Raw genomic sequence first — 17,077 nt, forward strand, 5'->3', positions numbered from 1 at the left:
AAATTGGACTGGCCTGTCCACGCTGATAACAGATTTTCATTCTCTGATGGCATGGCTTGCGAGATACTTTCATTAAATGCGAAAGAATCGGAGATCCTATGCTAGGGCAAGAGAGCTTTGAAAAAAGACTGACAATGACAGTTTTAATGACTCCGGATATGTCAAATTTTTCGGGGAATGTTCATGGTGGAACGATATTAAAATATTTGGATCAGGTCGCCTATGCGTGCGCTTCAAGATACTCTGGTCACTACGTCGTCACCCTGTCCGTAGATCAGGTCTTTTTCCGTGCCCCCATCCACGTCGGAGAGTTAGTGACGTTCTTAGCATCAATAAATTATACCGGACGAACTTCCATGGAAGTGGGAATTAAGGTAATCGCTGAAAATCCAAGAACACGAGCACAGCGACATGTGATGTCTTCGTTTTTCACCATGGTGGCCGTTGACGATAAAGCCAAGCCGACGCCGGTAAATCCACTTAAAATAGAAAATGATGAAGAACAAAGAAGATTCGACGCAGCAGTGTCCAGGAAGAAGCTGCGAGAAGATCATGAAAATGCTCTGGCTGCGACAAGAAATTCTATTCCCGATAGTAAGCTATAAAAAAAGCGATCCAAAAATGGATCGCTTTTTTGTTTAAAGCACTTAAGCAATTAGATGCAAGCGTTTGCAGCTGTAGCTTTGATACCTTTGTAAAGTTCTACAGCGTTAGCAGCAGGAGCTACTACTTTGTTGTAGTTCTTTTGAAGCTGAGCACCAAGCTCTGAAGATTTAGCAGAGCAACCCATTGCAGAAGCCAATGCAGTTACGTACTCTCCTTGACCAGCAGCAAGTTCAGACTTCAAAGTTTCAAAGTTAGTTGCAACGTAGTTAGCAGCTTCTTTGTCGTTTGCGCCAATTTCAAGTTTATCACAACCCATAGTTCCAGTAGTCATACCGAAAGTTGGTGGAACAACAGCGTTTGTTGTCGCGCGAGTAATAGTCGCAGTGTAAGTTGACTTATCAGTTACCTGCCATCCAAGACCGCAACCATCAAGTTTGTCAGCTGCAAATGCAGGAGATACCAAGCCAGATACGATTGTTGCTAATACGATTTTTTTCATGTGAAGACTCCTTTTTTGTCATCTATCAAAAACGATCGACTACAGTTTTCGGTCGGTCAATTGAAAAACTGAATATAAAATATTCCAAGATCTAGGTCGTCTCGCTTTGAATCCATTTTAAATTTTGTCAGTTCTAATGTGTTTCGAATTTCTTTATTTCTTTCAATGCTTAACGACTGATTAAAGCTAAGGATGTTTCGTTCTAGGCGTTTGTCAGCGTCTTGTGTTGGCCACAGATTCTTGAAGTTTACTTGAGTTTTATAAATAGAGTTCCAACTCTGTATTCCACCCACTTCCGCGAAGGTGCCGATCCCGTAGCCATTTTTAATCCGAGATGTTGCCACGCCTTCAAGGCCTATAAAGAAATACAATCTGCCGAAATTGTTCCAGGTGTTGGTTGCTATTCCGCCCCCGAAGTATCCGTTAGTAGAAAGACAAGAAGGACAGTTCAACCAATCCAACGATTCGAAGCTTGCACCCCCTTTGAATGCGAACGAGTTTTTCAGATCTGTGGATGGGGTTAGTGATGTTGTAGAAACGATGTTGATCTTTTGAACTATCCACTCGTTTTTTCTTTCGAAATATCGAACATCAATCCAAGGAAAATCGATGTGAGCATAAGGTGAATAACCGGCGTCAGCATTTAAGAGGTCATGATAGGCGGATTTAATTTTTAAACTTAAGAAGTTATTTTTATTGGTCTGAACATCGCGGGAACCAAAACCCATTTGTGCGGACCAAGCGTCGTGTCCAAGGTGTGGAGCAGACGATTTATCAATGGAGTCTTCCGAGTATAACGGAACGTTGTTCGGAGGTAGTGTGGCTCTATAAAGAAGCAACTTCTTTTGATATTCCAGATGATTTTTTTCGAAGTCTTTTTTATTAGCATTTCGTTTGTATTCTAAAAATAGAAGGTAAGTGTCTACAAATTTTAAATCATCTTCTGACGAAAATTCTTTGTGATTCAAAAAATAGTCATGAAGCTTGTTCTTTTGCTCACTGTCTAAGTTTGCATAGGCCGCATGAATTTTTTTAAAATACGAAGGTCGGAAGTTAATTTCGGTAACCCGACTGGAATCTTTCATCAAATATTTAACAGATTCGCCAGGTATCATATGCACGGGTCGATCGACAATTTCCCATGACGGCATGATAGCTTCAAGGCTGGTTAGGACTTGAAAAGAACAGTTTTCATCAAAAAAATAGTATTCGAAGTTTCCGTTAACTTCTATTTCCCAAATATGTCTTAATAGACGATTCGTTTGCTCTTGAGTTAAAGCTAATTTGTATTCCCAAAGGTCGCGGGACTCGAAGCTGACATATTCGGCCACTTTGACATAGTAAGGTTGGGTTGACCACTGGCCCGGATATCCCCCAGTTAACCCAAACCAAAAAAATGCAAATGGATTTTCATCATCTGCGACCACAGCGGCATAATTTAGCCCCATATCCAGCAGGTCGGTATTTCTTTTTGAATTAAACTTTAAAAAAGTATGACCAAACATAGATGCCGGGTTGTTTGGATAAGCGGAAGAAAAGACTAACGAAACACTTTGGGGATCATTGAAGCTTTCTAGAAATTGCTCTAACTTGTCGCAACTAGATTTTGGCACTTGAAGTCCTAAGGTTTCACTTAAGAAGCGCACTCTTTCGGGAAAGGCACAATGAAGCGGCATTTGAAGTTTGCCATATTTTTTTGATGAATTGATTTGTTCGAAGATGGCTTTTATTTCTGACAGAGGATCCGTAGCACCTGTTGGGGAAACAAAAAAATCTTTTGAATGCATTCGGCTTTCTGGGCTTCCCCAGTTTGAATTTTTATAATGTAATAACCGCAGCCAGGCAGGGCTCTTGGCGATGGATTCAGGGGTGTTTTGCCCCCAAGCACCGGCCGATAAAATTAGAAATAAAAATGTAAAAATTAAATGTCTCATTGTCTGTCCGTCGAACTCATGGTCTGCTTATGGAATGAGGTTATTCAGCTTATTTTTTTGTTTAGTTATTCTGGCTGCTTTTTTTAGCGGATGCACCTTTTTAGTATATCAACCAGACTCTTACATGTATTCGGATCCTGAAAAGATGCATCCAAAGCCTACTCAATACGAGCTTCAGGGGCCAGCGGGAAAAGTGATCGTTTGGAAGTTCCCAGGTTTCGGGAATAAAAAAACAAAAATTATTTTATTTCATGGAAATGCACAAAATATTTCGGCGCATTTTTATGCTCTATATTGGCTGCCCCAGTATGGCTATGATTACTATATTTTTGACTATCCCGGGTATGGGGGTTCTGAAGGCGATCCTAACCAAAAAAATGTCGCTGAAACTTCTATGTTGGTTGTAGATTGGGTTCTTAAACAAAATCACGACTCGAAGGTGGCATTTTTGGGGCAGAGTCTGGGTGGAAATATTGCCGGCTATACAGCGGCCAAGACCCGGCAGAAATACGCCGAGCCGGAGAGGCTTTGCGCGGTGGTTTTGGATTCCACATTTAGATCTTATCGCAAAGTTGCACAGACAGTGTTGGCAAAAAATTGGTTCACTTGGCCGCTTCAGTGGTTAGGTTGGGTTTTGGTTTCAGAAGACTACTCTGCAAATAGTGAGCTATCTATGATCGCGCCGGTGCCGGTCATGGTTATGCATGGTGATCAAGATCAAGCAGTGACCTATCAAAATGGTATTGAGGTCTTCGAGGCCCTGCATGAGCCTAAAGAACTTGTAGCTGTTCCAAATGGTCAGCACATTGATGCACTGACCGGCAAAGATAGATTGGTTTATCAAAAGAAGTTTTTAGATTTTTTGAAGAATCATTGCGACTAACTTAAATATCAGCTAAAGGCATAGATATGAAAAAAGCAGGAAGAAACCCAAAAGAATTAAAGAATTTTGCACTTGGTGAAGCCAAGACAGATTATCCACAGACTTATGCACCAGAAGTGCTAGAGGCCTTTGAGAATAAGAATCCAGGTAAAGTTGCTTGGACAAGCTTCGTGTGCACAGAGTTTACTTCGTTGTGCCCTAAAACGGGTCAGCCTGACTTTGCAAAAGTATTTATTAACTATATTGCGGATAAGAAGATGGTCGAGTCTAAATCTTTGAAGTTGTATCTGTTCAGCTTCCGCAATCATGGGGATTTCCATGAAGACTGTATTCAAAAAATCTGCGATGATTTGGTCAAATTAATGAAGCCAAAGTATATTGAGGTTGTCGGAGAATTCACGCCCCGTGGGGGGATAGCGATATTCCCATTTGCCTCTTATGGGAATAAAGAAAAGTCTTTCCAGGATTTATATAAAAGCCGGCTTTTGAATTACGCTCCGGGTAAATATTCGATGGAGTTATCGAAGCTTTACTAGGATTTGTTCTATTGACTAAAGACTCTAGGCCCAATAACTTCGATTCCCTATGAAAATCGAATTTATGAAAAGGGCCGTAGAGCTCTCTAGAGAAAATATGCGCGCTGGTGCCGGTGGTCCTTTTGGGGCCGTTATCGTAAAAGATGATAAAATTATTGGAGAAGGTTGGAATCAGGTTACTTCGACGAATGATCCAACTGCTCATGCCGAAGTTGTAGCGATTCGAAATGCCTGCAAAAACTTATCAAATTTTGATCTTGATGGGGCAGAAATTTACACAAGCTGTGAGCCCTGCCCGATGTGTTTGTCGGCCATCTATTGGGCTCGCTTAGGTAAGATCTATTACGGGAATACTCGTAAAGATGCGGCTGATATTAAATTTGACGACGATTTCATTTATGACGAAATTCCTAAGTCTATTGATCAGCGCAAAATTCCAATGGCCCAGTGTGGACACTCTGATGCCTTGGAGGTGTTTAAAGAGTGGGCCGCTAAGGAAGATAAAATTCACTACTAAGGGCTAAATTCAGAAAATTCAACTAGGGTCTTTGCTTGCAGAGATGCCAAAATAAGGAGTGTTGTTGCACTCCTTATTTTTTGGGAAGGTCTATGAAGGCAGTTTTTATATTTGTTCTGTTATTTGTTTCAACCGGGAAGGTGTTTGCATTTGAAGATTGTGGAGTCTTTGAATTTGAAGGTCGTGCTAGGCAATTAGATGGCAAGTATGTTTTGGTTTTGCATGAGGGATCTAGAAGCGAAGTACAGTTGACTCCAGATGCTGATTTAGAACAAGTGTTTGGGTACTACAAAAATAAGTATCTTAAAGTGAAGGCTCAGCTAATAAAGCCAATTCAAAAGTATCGCGGGGAAATATTCACCACAAGGACTGAAAAAGAGCGATCCCCTGAAAGCAATCGTTTATTGGTCCAGAGGATTTCTCGGGAAGATATAGTACCAACGATGCCGCGTGGTTTGAAGCCAGAGGAAGGCGAACCTAAGCTTATCCAAAAAATTGACTGCAAATAATTGGGGATAAGGACCTGAGTTGAGGCCCCCGTTGTTTAATTATAGTAGTATCAAATAGTTACAGATTTAAACTTTCAAAAAATGGCATTTTTTATGTATTGGCCTTGAATGTATCAAACGGGGTCGGTATAGTAAAATCAATAGGTTACAAAATTTAACTAAAAAAAAATGGCATTTTTATGAAGTCCAAAGGACTACTTTATAGTAAAACAAAAATTGATCGGGCTGGTGAGATTTTAAAAAGTAAGGTTAGTACTTCGGATCAAGTAGCCGAGGCGCTGGAGGTCCTTTCCGCCTGGCGTGCTTACCATGCAACATCGCTGGATGCGTTTGCTGCGGTATTGAGGCAACGAGCTCAGAAGATCACTGTAAATGCCGTTGTTGCACAACGACTTAAGAGAACGCCTTCAATATTACTGAAACTTTCGAATCATAAGACAATGCGACTGTCTGCAATGCAAGACATCGGTGGATTGAGAGCAATCTTGGACACGACTGAAGATGTGTATGCGCTGTTAGATTCGTATAAAAATTCTAGGTCGAAACATGCTTTATTCTCACTTGATGACTATATAGATACACCGAAAAATGATGGATATAGGAGCATTCACCTAGTCTACAAAGTAGCAAAAGATCCAACATTGTTTTTAGAGATTCAGTTGCGATCCTCTTTACAACACATATGGGCTACCGGAGTCGAGGTGTTTGGCACTCTTCAGAATAGCTCTTTTAAATCAGGTCATGGAAATAAAAAATGGTTGGAGTTTTTTGCCCTACTAAGCTCACTGTTCGCGATTAAAGAAAATAAGAATCCGCTAAAGGCGCATCGTGGATTTTCAAAATTAGAGATCGTTGCAAAGATTCAAGAAAAAATTCACGAGCTTCAGGTTATCCCCAATTTAAGTGTGTATACCGCTGTCTATAGAACTATATCTAAAAGCATTCCCAAGGGGAGACAAGGTCATTATAGTTTAATTGTGTTAGATTCCAGAGAAAATACGATTTCATTGGAGGCATATGGGGCCAGTCAGTTTGAAGTCGCTGCTCAGGCGTATCTCGAGTTAGAACGAAAGCATTTTGATGATAATCTTATAAATGTTGTGCTTGTAAATTCGGGGGACATGAAAAAGTTAGAGTTGAGTTATCCGAACTATTTTATGGATACGAAAATTCTAGTTCAGAAATTGTCACTAATTATGATGGATAAATTTTTTGAAGATTAGATTTCCGATATTGAGGCTGGAGTTTTTTAGAGATGATTGGGGGTCTTTGAAAAACATGAGGTTTAAAATAAAAAACCCGCCGGAAGGCAGGTTTTTTATTTTAAATTGGCGGAAAGGGAGGGATTTGAACCCTCGGTACACCTTTTGAGTGTACGAGCGTTTAGCAAACGCTTGGTTTCAGCCACTCACCCACCTTCCCGCACAGGTGTCTGAATAAATTGCCATACCCAGCCCCCATAATCAAGGATTCTAAGACTTTCTTTTTCAAAAACCTTGCTTTTCACCGGAAAGCCTCTTATACCATTGCTTCATTTCGACGTGCACTCGTAGCTCAGCTGGATAGAGTACATGACTACGAATCATGTGGTCAGAGGTTCGAATCCTCTCGAGTGCACCATTTTTTCCTCTTTTTTAAATTCACGGAAAAATCAGCTTATTATTTACAAAGAGACGTAAATACAGATACTTAGGTCTGCGTCGCGCCTATCCAAAGCTTTGCTTAAAATGCATGAATTGATGTCCTAGCTTTGTTATTCTTGGCCTATGAATAAACGATTCTACATCCGTATTGTGATAATGCTTGCGGCGCTCTATGCCGTGATTTCAATTATTAAAAATCTTAACACGGGGATGTTAGAGGAAAAAGCTCAGGACCCTTCTTCGACCCTATCAATTCTATTGGGGGCCGAGATGAGGCCATTAAACTGGTGCCCACCAGAAACGATGTATATTCAATCTGCCGATAAAAAAGTCGTGGCAAACAATCCAGCTCAGTTGGCGATGTTCTGTGAAACTATGACGACAGCGGCAAGTCCCGAGCCCGCGACTGCGACCAAAGACCTGGTTCTGATTGCAGTTGCCAGAACCAAGACGGTCGAGCTTATGATAAGTCCATCCGGCAATTTCTATGTCAATGGACTTCCGTTCAAGAGTAAGTCCCTATTGCAGATGCTTAAAGAAAAAGGCCTTCGTCTAGAGTAGGTCTCGGCCTGATTACATCCTTATTAAAAGCAGTTTATTCTGAACAAGATTCACATGTGAGGTTGTTCAGTGAGATTACTTTTATATTCAATGATTTCGATATTAGTTCCTATGTCTACTTTTGCAGCGCCGGTTTCGGGAACTATCATGGTTTCAAAGGGACAGGTAAAAATTAAATCTGGTGCCTCTACAACCGATGCTAAAGTTGGGTCAAAGATTCAAGAGGGCGACATGATCGTGACGGGTCCTGACTCGCGAGCCAAAATCGTGATGGCAGATCGAAACGTCATCAATGTGAATCCCGATACAGAGTTAGTAATCGAGATCTATCAGAACGACGCAGCTTCGGGCCAAAAGAACGTGCAGATGAATCTTTTGAATGGAAAGGTTCGTAGCAACGTTGAGCAAACCTATGATGGTGCGAAAAGTAAATTCTTAATTAAAACTCCGACAGCGGTGGCCGGTGTACGCGGAACTCAATTTTTAGCTGGATTTTTTCGTTCGACAGGGATGACTTCGATTGTCACATTTAAAGGGGCGGTACAACTTTTTGCAATTACGCCAACGGGTCAAATGATTGGTGCGCCAGTTGAAATTCGAAAAGGACAAACGAGTTCGGTTCAAACCAATTCTATACCAGAGCCTCCTAAAGATATTCCTAAACAAGAAATCAAAAAGATGGATGTCGACACGACAGCATCGATGAAGGGGCCAAATAATTCGAATCCTGAACAGCGTAATGTGGCTAGTGAAGCCGGACCGGCAATGCCAGGCGGACCTAATGGAGCTCCAGGAATGAACCCTCCCCCGCCACCACCCGTTTCAATGGTGACGATGCAAGATATGGATATGAGTATGGCAAAACAAATTAAAGAAGTTCGAGAGGTGATGATGCCCCCTCCGCCTCCGAACATGATTAAACCGCCAAGCTTGGATTCATCTATCGTTAAAGATATTATCCGAGACACCGCTTCAAAGACACGTGTGATTGTTCAGCCTCAAATTAACTAGAAACGAATTTAAAAATGAAACACCTTTTGTCGATTGTTTTGGTCGTATTTTTTAGTCATGTACCTGCTTATGCAGCAAATCCTATTATGCAAGCGCAAGTAATTGATGTTCAGTTGAATGCCGAGCGTACTGAAGTTGTTACTAAGACGATACGTGTGCAAGACATAGAGTCTGGAAAAATAGCGCAAATCAGTTTACAAAGAGTTGGTAAGACCAACGAGTTTACGGGCTTCTTTGTTTTGCAATTTTTTAGTGGCGACTCATCACAGCGGCAACTTGCATTTTTTGATGGGACATCTAAAAGGCCACTTTTTGTAAGAGTCACTTCCGATGGCAGTGTTCAGAAGGTGACGTTATCAAATAATGAAATCAAAGATGTCTTAGATTCAAATGTAAAACCTGAGTCTACTAAAAAAACAGAAACGCCAGCAGCGGGCAAGCCAGTCGAAAAACCTAAAATGACAATGGCGCAAGTTGCAGTCATTGAAAAAGAAATGCGTAAAAAACAGCAAGAAGAAGAAAAGCGCATTTTACAAATCGAAGAAGAACAAAATATGCGCAGATTAGAGCTTCTGAAACAACAAGAAGCGATGAGTGCCGCAGAAAAAAAGAAGAAGAAGGAAAAGGCCTTGGCCATTGCGGCAAGTGCCGATGAAAAGTATCGTGCAGGCGAATTTTCAACTGCAGTTAATCTTTATGAGCAGTCCATAGAACTAGATCCAAGCGAGGATTCATACGTTTATCGCTATGGAGTTTCTTTGTATAAAGTTGGCCAATATCAAAAATCATTAGCTGTGATTTCGACTTCGGATGTCGATCCCGATCAGGCCACTGAAAAGGATTACTATCTGGGTTTGATATACCTAAAATTGGGTGACAATCAAAAGGCATTAAAGAAGTTTCAAGATGTTAAGGACGAAGATGATGCCCAGCTGTCACCAGCGGCAGCGTTTCTTTCGGCAAATATGTATTTTAAAAGGCAAGAATTTAATGAAGCACGCAAAAATGCCGATTATGTGTTAGATAAAGGTTCGGATCCGAATATGGATCGAGCTGCCGAAGAATTAATCGAACAAATAAGTAAATTAGAAAATTATTACGCAAGTAAAAAGTTGAAATATGCGTTTACCGTTTCTGGTGGGTTGAGTTATGACGACAACGTCTTGAATCTAGCCAGTAATAATTCGTCAACGGATACTAAGGCATTTCGCCTGAACTATGCGGGAACAGCAAAAGCAATTGTAATGCGAACGCCTACCAGTGACTTGGGAATTCAAGGAACGTTCAACGATTACTATTCTATGAAGACAAGCTTAAAAACGGATGGATCGGTGCAGGCTGCAGATGCTTTAGAAATGGGTTTAAATCTTCCGCTAAACTATGAACTTTCGTTTGGAAGCTTTCAGTCTAATATCGAAATAAGCCCCTATTACAAGTCCGTGTGGTTGGCCGTCGGTGACTCTGCTAGGAAAGAAATTTTGACTCAATTGGGTTTTACTTTAAGTGGTGGAAAGCCGATCCGTTCGAATTTACTTATCAGTGGACGCTTAGATTTTGGCCAGGACAATTCAAAACTAGATAGTTCTACTGGAAACGACGACCAAGATGCTAGCCGATATAGTCTTACAGTAACGCCTACTTGGTTGTTGGATCTTAAGGGTGAAGAGCGATTTGCGGTGGATGTTGGATATACTTCAAACAATGCGAAGGGCATAAATTATCGAAATAAAAAAATGCAATTAGGGGCCAGCCTTACTCGCCCCGGGATCTACAGTGCCGAATGGACTTATCGCATGGATTACAGTATTCAGGACTACTCTGAGGCCACTTCAACACGAAAGGATTCGGTGTTGACGGCAACGGCAAGTTTAAACAAAGAACTTAGGAAAGACTTAAGCTTACTAGGAAGCTTCCAGTATACATTAGCAAACTCTGACAATGATTCTTATAAATATAACAAATGGATCTTAAGTTCGTTATTTACTTGGTCACATAACATTTTAGCTCAATAAAAAAAGCCGAACTGAAAAGTTCGGCTTTTTCCTATTTTGTTTTCATCACGTAGGCTCCGTCCCAGTTTTCTTCAGGAGGGCTTTCCAAATATTCTTGGCAACGCTCTACAAAAACTTCTGCGACAGGATCGTTCTTTAGGGTCGGCGCTGAAAACTCTGCAAGGGCCTGAGCAAATTGTTTTTTGTGGTATTTTTCATAGGCCGCATTAAATAGATCAAGTTGGTTTTTTGTTTCTGCAGGCGGTTGGCCCTCGCAGATCAATTCAAAGATACTGACCGGTTCGGTCTTTCCTTTAACTTTTACTTTATCGATCTCCCGAGCGGTGAAGCTATCTTTAATTTCTTTGTAGGTAAATTCGCTGATAACGATTCGTGTACCATATTCTTTGTTGATGCCTTCAAGTCGCGAGGCCAAGTTGACCGCATCGCCCATGATAGTATAGTTTTGAACGATATTTGATCCCATGTTTCCAACACTCATTGGACCTGTGTTGATTCCAATTCCGATGTCGATGATCGGTAGATTTTTTTGTTCGAATTCTTTCTGAATCTCTTTTAGCTTTTCAATACTATCTAAGGCGCAACGGCAGGCATTTTTCGCGTGATCGGTGTCTTTCACTGGCGCCCCGAAGAAGGCCATGATGGCATCACCCATATATTTATCCAAAGTGCCTTTGTTTTTGAAAACGATTTCGGTCATTGGCGTCAAATACAAGTTGAGGACTCTAGAGAGCTCTTCAGGTGTCAGCTTTTCGGAAATAGTGGTAAAGCCGCGAACGTCACTAAAGAAGGCGGTCATGTGTTCCCGTCGTCCGCCGAGCTTAAGATTTTCGACATCTTTTAATAGTTCGTCCACAACGGCCGGGGATACATACTTCGAGAAAGTGCTTTTTAGTTCTTTCTTTTTCCGTTCTTCGGTGAAGTATCGATAGGCTTGGACCGCAATAAAGGTGATCGATATCGTCACATACGCTAATAAAGATCGAAGTAGAATATTATGATGTCGAAATAGCCACCAGTCGAGGGTCATGATTAATCCGAAGCAGCTTAGGAATGTACCCATTGATGCCAATGATCCTAGATAGACATTGGCAAACGTAATAAGAATGCCTAGGACTAGAACTACTAGGGGCATCCATGTGGTTTCTTGTTCCCAATGTTTCAAAAAATTGTGATCTAAAAGATTTGCTAAGACCGTTAGATGGATTTCTGGCCCTGGATAATTTGCTTCTAGCGGTGTGTTTCGCAAATCATAAAGACCGACTGCCGTCGCGCCAAAAATAAGGCTTCGGTCTTTGAAAAATTCTTTTTTATCAAACTCTTCGATTTTTACATGCACTTCAGCAGTACCTGCTTTTTGATGGGTGCGCGCGACTTGAATGGTGGGTTTGTCGTTAAAGAGTTCGGCGGCCGATACATGCGGAAGTGCAAGTTGTCGACCATAATAGTTGATAATCAAATCCCCTGACTTATCCACAGGAATTTGCGCAGCGATGGTCTCGGGTTCTTTAGAAGTATCGTATTCTGTGATCGTTTCGATGGTTCGCGCATCCTTGATGGTTGCACCTTTAACTTCGACTCTTCGGGGGCCCGCTAGAAGCCAGCTTTGCAGTGCTAAAGACGGAATAAAGGAAGTTCCCAACCGATTGCCCGATCTAAAGTAAAGCGGATAGTGCCGAACATATCCGTCACTATCAAGCTGGGCGATAAAGCTTGCCGTGTATGCCGAAGGCTCTTGCAGTTTTTCAATGTTTTTTTTCCATTCGCCATATTGAGGTACGGGATGGTTTTTGTAAGAGGTTCGTAACTTTGGAATAATTTGTTCGAGCTTTTGGGTCGATAGTTCTTTGCTTCCTTGAAATACTTGATCGTAGAAGCCTCGAACATTTTCTTTTACGTCATCGGATAGAAATATATCTTCCTGGGTCAGCCAAGTTTTACAATATTCAAACAGGGCCGCACTTTTTTGCGATTTTAAATAGCGAGTTTGATTGGGTGTTAGTTGTCCGATGTCGGTCTTATTTAATGATTCAAGTACTTGCTGCTCTTTTTGTTGTTCAATATTTGAAAACAAAACAGAAAAAAGCGGAGTCCAATTTAAGTCGTCGTAGATGGTGCTTGGTTCGTCGATAACGAAAAGCGGGCTTGGCTTAACTAGTTGATCACCGCCGACTGCCAGGAAGGCCTCGGTGACGCAAATATCTTGGTAGGGCTTGTAGTTAAATTGGGATTCACTAAAAGTTCCAAGGATGATTTGTTCTGGCCTTTCTTTGATCAGTTTTGCAAACGCATCGTCCCCTGCTGGATTGGCTTTGTCGGGTTCAGAAAAGACCACATCAAATGCAACGGATCGCGCTCCTAAATCTAAAAGTCTTTTAGTTAGTTCGGCGATGACGTCTCGGTCCCAGGGCCATCTGCCAATCTCATTGACTGCAGCTTCATCAATGGCGACCAGGGCAACTTTGGCTTCGGACTTATAAGGGGGGCGTAAGCGGTACTTAATGTCCGTGATGCGCTGGTCCAAAATTTCGGTAGTTTCAAGCAGGGCTGAAGATTGCCGTAATGCCTGATGAGTCTCTTTGTAATTTAAAAAAACAAAGGTGAACCAGGCAAAGAGGATAGAAATTCCGACTCCGAGTAGAAGTCCCCATTTTTCATTTTTCATAGGTCTATTCCATCGGAATAAGGGCCTTAAATTATGAGGCCAGTCTTTATTTAGGCCTTCTTTGGTCGAGATTAGGGGGAAAAAATCCCGTTGACAGAGGCGCCCTGTAACAGTAATTTGCTTGAACCGAGTGTTCAGAAGTAGCTCAGTCGGTAGAGCAAGCGGCTGTTAACCGCTGGGTCGGGGGTTCGAGTCCCTCCTTCTGAGCCATTTTTATAAAAACCAAGCCTTCGAGCTTGGTTTTTTTATTTCTATTTTCGTGCATATTTTTATTGAAACTTTGAAGACCTGCACGGAAAATCTGCCTAGATGCGAAACTCTAAAAATGTACTTAAGTACCTATTTTGTTTGGTAATTCTAACTCAATTTGCCTGTGCCCCCAAAAATTCAGGGCCAGCTGCCGAGGGCCCGGCACCCACGGCACCCGATGAAAAGCCAGCACCCGGAGAGGGTGAACTTGCCCATGGAATTATCAACGGTAAAAGATGGGAATATCGCCAAGGTCGAGCCAAGAAGATCGTCGTTCGCGGTCGTAAGTATTTCGAGGTTCAGCTATGGAATCAATTCTATTCGAATCCCTGCGATGCCGCTCTAAGAGGGTCAGATCTTCAAGTGCGTATTCAATCGGAAAGCCTTCGAGGGGAATGGGTTCTAGGGCAAGATCCGTTTGTATTATTCCCCAAAATTGTAATGTCTGATTTCTCCAACAAGATGGAGCCGTCCAATAATATGATCGCAAGCAAAGGGGCCTTTCGCCTTAGTCGGGACCTCATCAATAATGAAGTTTACGGAAGCTTCTTTTCCGAATTTCCAGGTGATATCAACGGAGAAACTTGGGCCACCGGGGAATTCTCTGTGACTTTTTGTGATCCATAATGACACAAAAAGGCTCTGAATTTTGCCCAGATCCGTCCTATTTGATTTAATCCGTCTTGATATGAGGCATAGGGATTGAAGAGTGGACCTTGTCCCCCAAATGAGGGCGAGGTTTTATGCAGTTATTCAAGTTCTTACCTATTGTTGCTTTCTGGTCTACCATTGTTGTCGCTCATCAAGCGGGGGCGTCTGGTCCCTTGGTTTCTTCGGCCCATAAAATCGAGCGGCCTGGAATTTCTGAAAGTGAAATTGAATCCGCATTGAAGCCTAAAAGCTTTCGAGAGTGGAAAAACGAACGCATTCAAGCCAGTAAAAGCAGAGTGGACTCTTTAAAAAGTAAGGTGGAGTCTTTAAAGTCGGCAGCCAAAACCGAAGCCGGACTAGGTAAAGAGCTTCAGATTGATAAGTTGGTGTCCCAGTTAGATCAGGCGCAATTTTCATTGGATCTTGCCCAGGAACTTTCGGTTACAGACTACTTTGTCGGATATCTAACCAAAATGGATGATAGAAAGGCTGCAATTAGTTCGGTTGCAGGAAAATTAACCCCCGAAGAGGTGGCAGAGCTGATGAATGCCTACGCTAACTCGTTTTTTGGATCCCAGGGGGGCGCCGCCGCGGGCTCTGAAGCGAAAGTTGGAGACCTAACAAAATAGTAAAACGCAAAGCATCAAGAGTCTGAATCTAATAAATTGTTTTAAATCTGACCAACCTCTGTTTTATTTTGAACAGGGGTTTTTTATTTCAAAAAATTGACCCTATGGACCTTGACGAATTTAAAGCCGCCTCCATATTGTCTTGTGTTCTAAAAACCAAAATAAAAACGGAGGCTAAGATGGCTAAAAATGAAATCGGCGTACGCCCTCTTCACGACAGAATCCTAGTTCGCAGAATGGCAGAAGAAGATAAAACTGCTGGCGGACTATACATCCCAGACACTGCTAAAGAAAAACCACAAAAAGGCGAAATCATCGCAACTGGAAAAGGCCGCGTAACTGAAGACGGAAAAGTTCTTCCGTTAGAAGTAAAAGTTGGAGACAAAGTTTTGTTCTCTAAATACGCAGGCACAGAACTTAAGATCGAAGGTCATGAGTTCTTGATGATGCGCGAAGAAGACGTACTAGGAATTTTTAACTAATCATTAAGGGGTTAAAACCATGAGCAAAATTATTACTTTCTCTGAAGATGCACGCGCGCAAATCTTGAAGGGTGTTAACACTCTTGCGAACGCGGTAAAAGTAACTTTGGGACCTAAAGGTCGCAACGTTGTTATCGAAAAATCTTTCGGCGCTCCACTTGTTACTAAAGACGGTGTGACTGTTGCTAAAGAAATCGAACTTGAAAACAAGTTTGAAAACATGGGCGCTCAGATGGTTAAAGAAGTTGCTTCTAAAACCAACGATGAGGCTGGTGACGGAACAACAACTGCAACTGTACTAGCACAAGCAATCTACCGCGAAGGTGCAAAACTTGTTTCTGCGGGCCACAACCCAATGTCAATCAAGCGTGGTATCGATAAAGCTGTTGCAACTATCATCGACGAACTTAAATCAATGGCTAAGCCAGTGAAAGGTTCTAACGAAGTTGCTCAAGTTGGTGCTATCTCTGCAAACAACGATTCTGAAATCGGTAAAATGTTGGCAGACGCTATGGAGCGCGTGGGTCGTGAAGGTGTTATCACTATCGAAGAATCTAAAACTGCAAAAACTGAAGTGACTGTAGTTGAAGGTATGCAATTCGACCGTGGTTACTTGTCTCCATACTTCGTAACTAACGCTGAAAGAATGGAAGCTGTTCTTGAGAATGCTTACGTTCTTGTTTATGACAAGAAAATCTCTTCAATGAAAGATATGATCTCTATCCTTGAGGGCGTTGCTAAGCAAGGTCGTCAATTGTTGATCATCGCTGAAGATGTTGATGGTGAAGCACTTGCAACTTTGGTTGTGAACAAATTGCGTGGCACTTTGCACGTAGCTGCTGTTAAAGCTCCTGGTTTCGGTGATCGTCGTAAAGCAATGCTTGAAGACATCGCTATCTTGACTGGTGCAAATGTTATTTCTGAAGACCTTGGCATGAAGCTTGAGCAAGCAACTGTTGCTGATCTTGGTATTGCTAAGCGTGTTGTTGTTGATAAAGACAACACAACAATCATCGATGGCGCTGGCAAAAAGCAAGCTATCCAAGCTCGCGTTGCTCAAGTGAAGTCTCAAATCGAAGAAACTTCTTCTGACTATGACAAAGAGAAATTGAAAGAGCGTTTGGCTAAATTGGCTGGCGGCGTAGCTGTTATCCACGTTGGTGCTCCTTCTGAAGTTGAAATGAAAGAGAAAAAACACCGCGTAGAAGATGCTTTGAATGCAACTCGCGCAGCTGTTGAAGAAGGTATCGTAGCTGGTGGTGGTACTGCCTTGTTACGTGCGGCTCAAAAAGTAGATAAGACGAAGTACTCAGAAGAAGAAGTTTGGGGTGCAAACATCATCAAACGTGCTTGTGAAGAGCCTATCCGTCAAATCGCTGCGAACGCAGGTCTTGATGGCGCGATCGTTTTGGATCGTATCCTTCAGAACAAGTCTGTTTCTTTCGGTTTCAATGCTTACTCTGATGAATACACTGATCTTATCAAAGACGGCGTTATCGATCCGATGAAAGTTGTTCGTTGTGGTCTAGTGAATGCAGCTTCTGTTGCTTCATTGATGCTTACTACTGAAACAATGATCGCTGAAGCTCCGAAAAAAGAAGCTCCAGCTATGCCAGGTGGTCATGACCACGGTGGTATGGGTGGCATGGGCGGCATGATGTAATTCATCAGCCCTGCTGATCTAAATATT

The 17,077-nt window shown here is 42.0% G+C and carries 16 protein-coding genes and 3 tRNA genes; 15 read left to right on the forward strand and 4 right to left on the reverse strand.

Annotated elements, in window-relative coordinates; all coding sequences use genetic code 11:
• Positions 1-98: 98 nt before the first annotated feature.
• A complete protein-coding gene (locus AC04MN_RS05680) occupies positions 99-605 on the forward strand; it encodes an acyl-CoA thioesterase (RefSeq protein ID WP_475382224.1) in 507 nt (168 codons plus the stop codon).
• Between the two features lie 50 nt (positions 606-655).
• Here AC04MN_RS05680 and AC04MN_RS05685 read toward each other — a convergent pair whose 3' ends face one another.
• Together AC04MN_RS05685 and AC04MN_RS05690 are read right to left on the reverse strand one after the other, a co-directional pair.
• Positions 656-1,105: a DUF3015 family protein gene (locus AC04MN_RS05685; protein ID WP_475382225.1), complete on the reverse strand. Its 450-nt coding sequence runs from the start codon at positions 1,103-1,105 to the stop codon at positions 656-658.
• A 56-nt stretch (positions 1,106-1,161) separates the two neighbouring features.
• The gene (locus AC04MN_RS05690; RefSeq protein ID WP_475382226.1) at positions 1,162-3,039 is read right to left on the reverse strand and encodes a lipoprotein N-acyltransferase Lnb domain-containing protein; all 1,878 of its coding nucleotides are present in this window, start codon (positions 3,037-3,039) and stop codon (positions 1,162-1,164) included.
• A gap of 145 nt (positions 3,040-3,184) precedes the next feature.
• Here AC04MN_RS05690 and AC04MN_RS05695 point away from each other — a divergent pair, with 145 nt between their 5' ends.
• The 5 genes from AC04MN_RS05695 to AC04MN_RS05715 all read left to right on the forward strand — a co-directional run bounded on the left by AC04MN_RS05695 (position 3,185) and on the right by AC04MN_RS05715 (position 6,707).
• On the forward strand, positions 3,185-3,922 hold the full coding sequence (locus AC04MN_RS05695) for an alpha/beta hydrolase (RefSeq protein ID WP_475382227.1): 738 nt from the start codon (positions 3,185-3,187) through the stop codon (positions 3,920-3,922).
• Positions 3,923-3,948: 26 nt separating this feature from the next.
• Positions 3,949-4,458 (forward strand): preQ(1) synthase, encoded by a 510-nt coding sequence (gene queF / locus AC04MN_RS05700; RefSeq protein WP_475382228.1) that lies wholly within the window; start codon positions 3,949-3,951, stop codon positions 4,456-4,458.
• Positions 4,459-4,507: 49 nt separating this feature from the next.
• Positions 4,508-4,975: a nucleoside deaminase gene (locus AC04MN_RS05705; RefSeq protein ID WP_475382229.1), complete on the forward strand. Its 468-nt coding sequence runs from the start codon at positions 4,508-4,510 to the stop codon at positions 4,973-4,975.
• A 92-nt stretch (positions 4,976-5,067) separates the two neighbouring features.
• The gene (locus AC04MN_RS05710; protein ID WP_475382230.1) at positions 5,068-5,484 is read left to right on the forward strand and encodes a hypothetical protein; all 417 of its coding nucleotides are present in this window, start codon (positions 5,068-5,070) and stop codon (positions 5,482-5,484) included.
• Positions 5,485-5,663: 179 nt separating this feature from the next.
• Complete coding sequence (locus AC04MN_RS05715; RefSeq protein WP_475382231.1) at positions 5,664-6,707, forward strand: RelA/SpoT domain-containing protein; 1,044 nt, start codon at positions 5,664-5,666, stop codon at positions 6,705-6,707.
• A 106-nt stretch (positions 6,708-6,813) separates the two neighbouring features.
• Here AC04MN_RS05715 and AC04MN_RS05720 read toward each other — a convergent pair.
• A tRNA-Ser gene (locus AC04MN_RS05720) sits at positions 6,814-6,906 on the reverse strand.
• Positions 6,907-7,027: 121 nt separating this feature from the next.
• Between AC04MN_RS05720 and AC04MN_RS05725 the strand changes: the two genes are divergently transcribed.
• From AC04MN_RS05725 to AC04MN_RS05740, 4 genes are all read left to right on the forward strand, one after another.
• Positions 7,028-7,104, forward strand: a tRNA-Arg gene (locus tag AC04MN_RS05725).
• 146 nt (positions 7,105-7,250) lie between these two features.
• Positions 7,251-7,688, forward strand: coding sequence for a hypothetical protein (locus AC04MN_RS05730; RefSeq protein WP_475382232.1), 438 nt, complete (start codon positions 7,251-7,253; stop codon positions 7,686-7,688).
• 111 nt (positions 7,689-7,799) lie between these two features.
• A complete protein-coding gene (locus AC04MN_RS05735; protein WP_475382233.1) occupies positions 7,800-8,699 on the forward strand; it encodes a FecR family protein in 900 nt (299 codons plus the stop codon).
• Positions 8,700-8,713: 14 nt separating this feature from the next.
• Positions 8,714-10,711, forward strand: a complete 1,998-nt coding sequence (locus AC04MN_RS05740; RefSeq protein ID WP_475382234.1) for a tetratricopeptide repeat protein — start codon at positions 8,714-8,716, stop codon at positions 10,709-10,711.
• Positions 10,712-10,742: 31 nt separating this feature from the next.
• Here AC04MN_RS05740 and AC04MN_RS05745 read toward each other — a convergent pair whose 3' ends face one another.
• The gene (locus AC04MN_RS05745; RefSeq protein WP_475382235.1) at positions 10,743-13,376 is read right to left on the reverse strand and encodes a CHASE2 domain-containing protein; all 2,634 of its coding nucleotides are present in this window, start codon (positions 13,374-13,376) and stop codon (positions 10,743-10,745) included.
• 134 nt (positions 13,377-13,510) lie between these two features.
• Between AC04MN_RS05745 and AC04MN_RS05750 the strand changes: the two genes are divergently transcribed.
• The 5 genes from AC04MN_RS05750 to groL all read left to right on the forward strand — a co-directional run bounded on the left by AC04MN_RS05750 (position 13,511) and on the right by groL (position 17,050).
• Positions 13,511-13,586, forward strand: a tRNA-Asn gene (locus AC04MN_RS05750).
• A gap of 99 nt (positions 13,587-13,685) precedes the next feature.
• Positions 13,686-14,252 carry a hypothetical protein gene (locus AC04MN_RS05755; protein ID WP_475382236.1) on the forward strand — a complete coding sequence of 189 codons (567 nt, stop codon included), beginning with the start codon at positions 13,686-13,688 and terminating at the stop codon, positions 14,250-14,252.
• A 116-nt stretch (positions 14,253-14,368) separates the two neighbouring features.
• Entirely contained in the window at positions 14,369-14,905 is a 537-nt protein-coding gene (locus AC04MN_RS05760; protein ID WP_475382237.1) for a hypothetical protein, read from the forward strand.
• Positions 14,906-15,099: 194 nt separating this feature from the next.
• Entirely contained in the window at positions 15,100-15,387 is a 288-nt protein-coding gene (gene groES, locus AC04MN_RS05765; protein ID WP_475382961.1) for a co-chaperone GroES, read from the forward strand.
• A gap of 19 nt (positions 15,388-15,406) precedes the next feature.
• Positions 15,407-17,050 (forward strand): chaperonin GroEL, encoded by a 1,644-nt coding sequence (gene groL, locus AC04MN_RS05770; protein ID WP_475382238.1) that lies wholly within the window; start codon positions 15,407-15,409, stop codon positions 17,048-17,050.
• Positions 17,051-17,077: the final 27 nt, after the last annotated feature.

Source organism: Bdellovibrio sp. ZFWA1 (assembly GCF_056175665.1).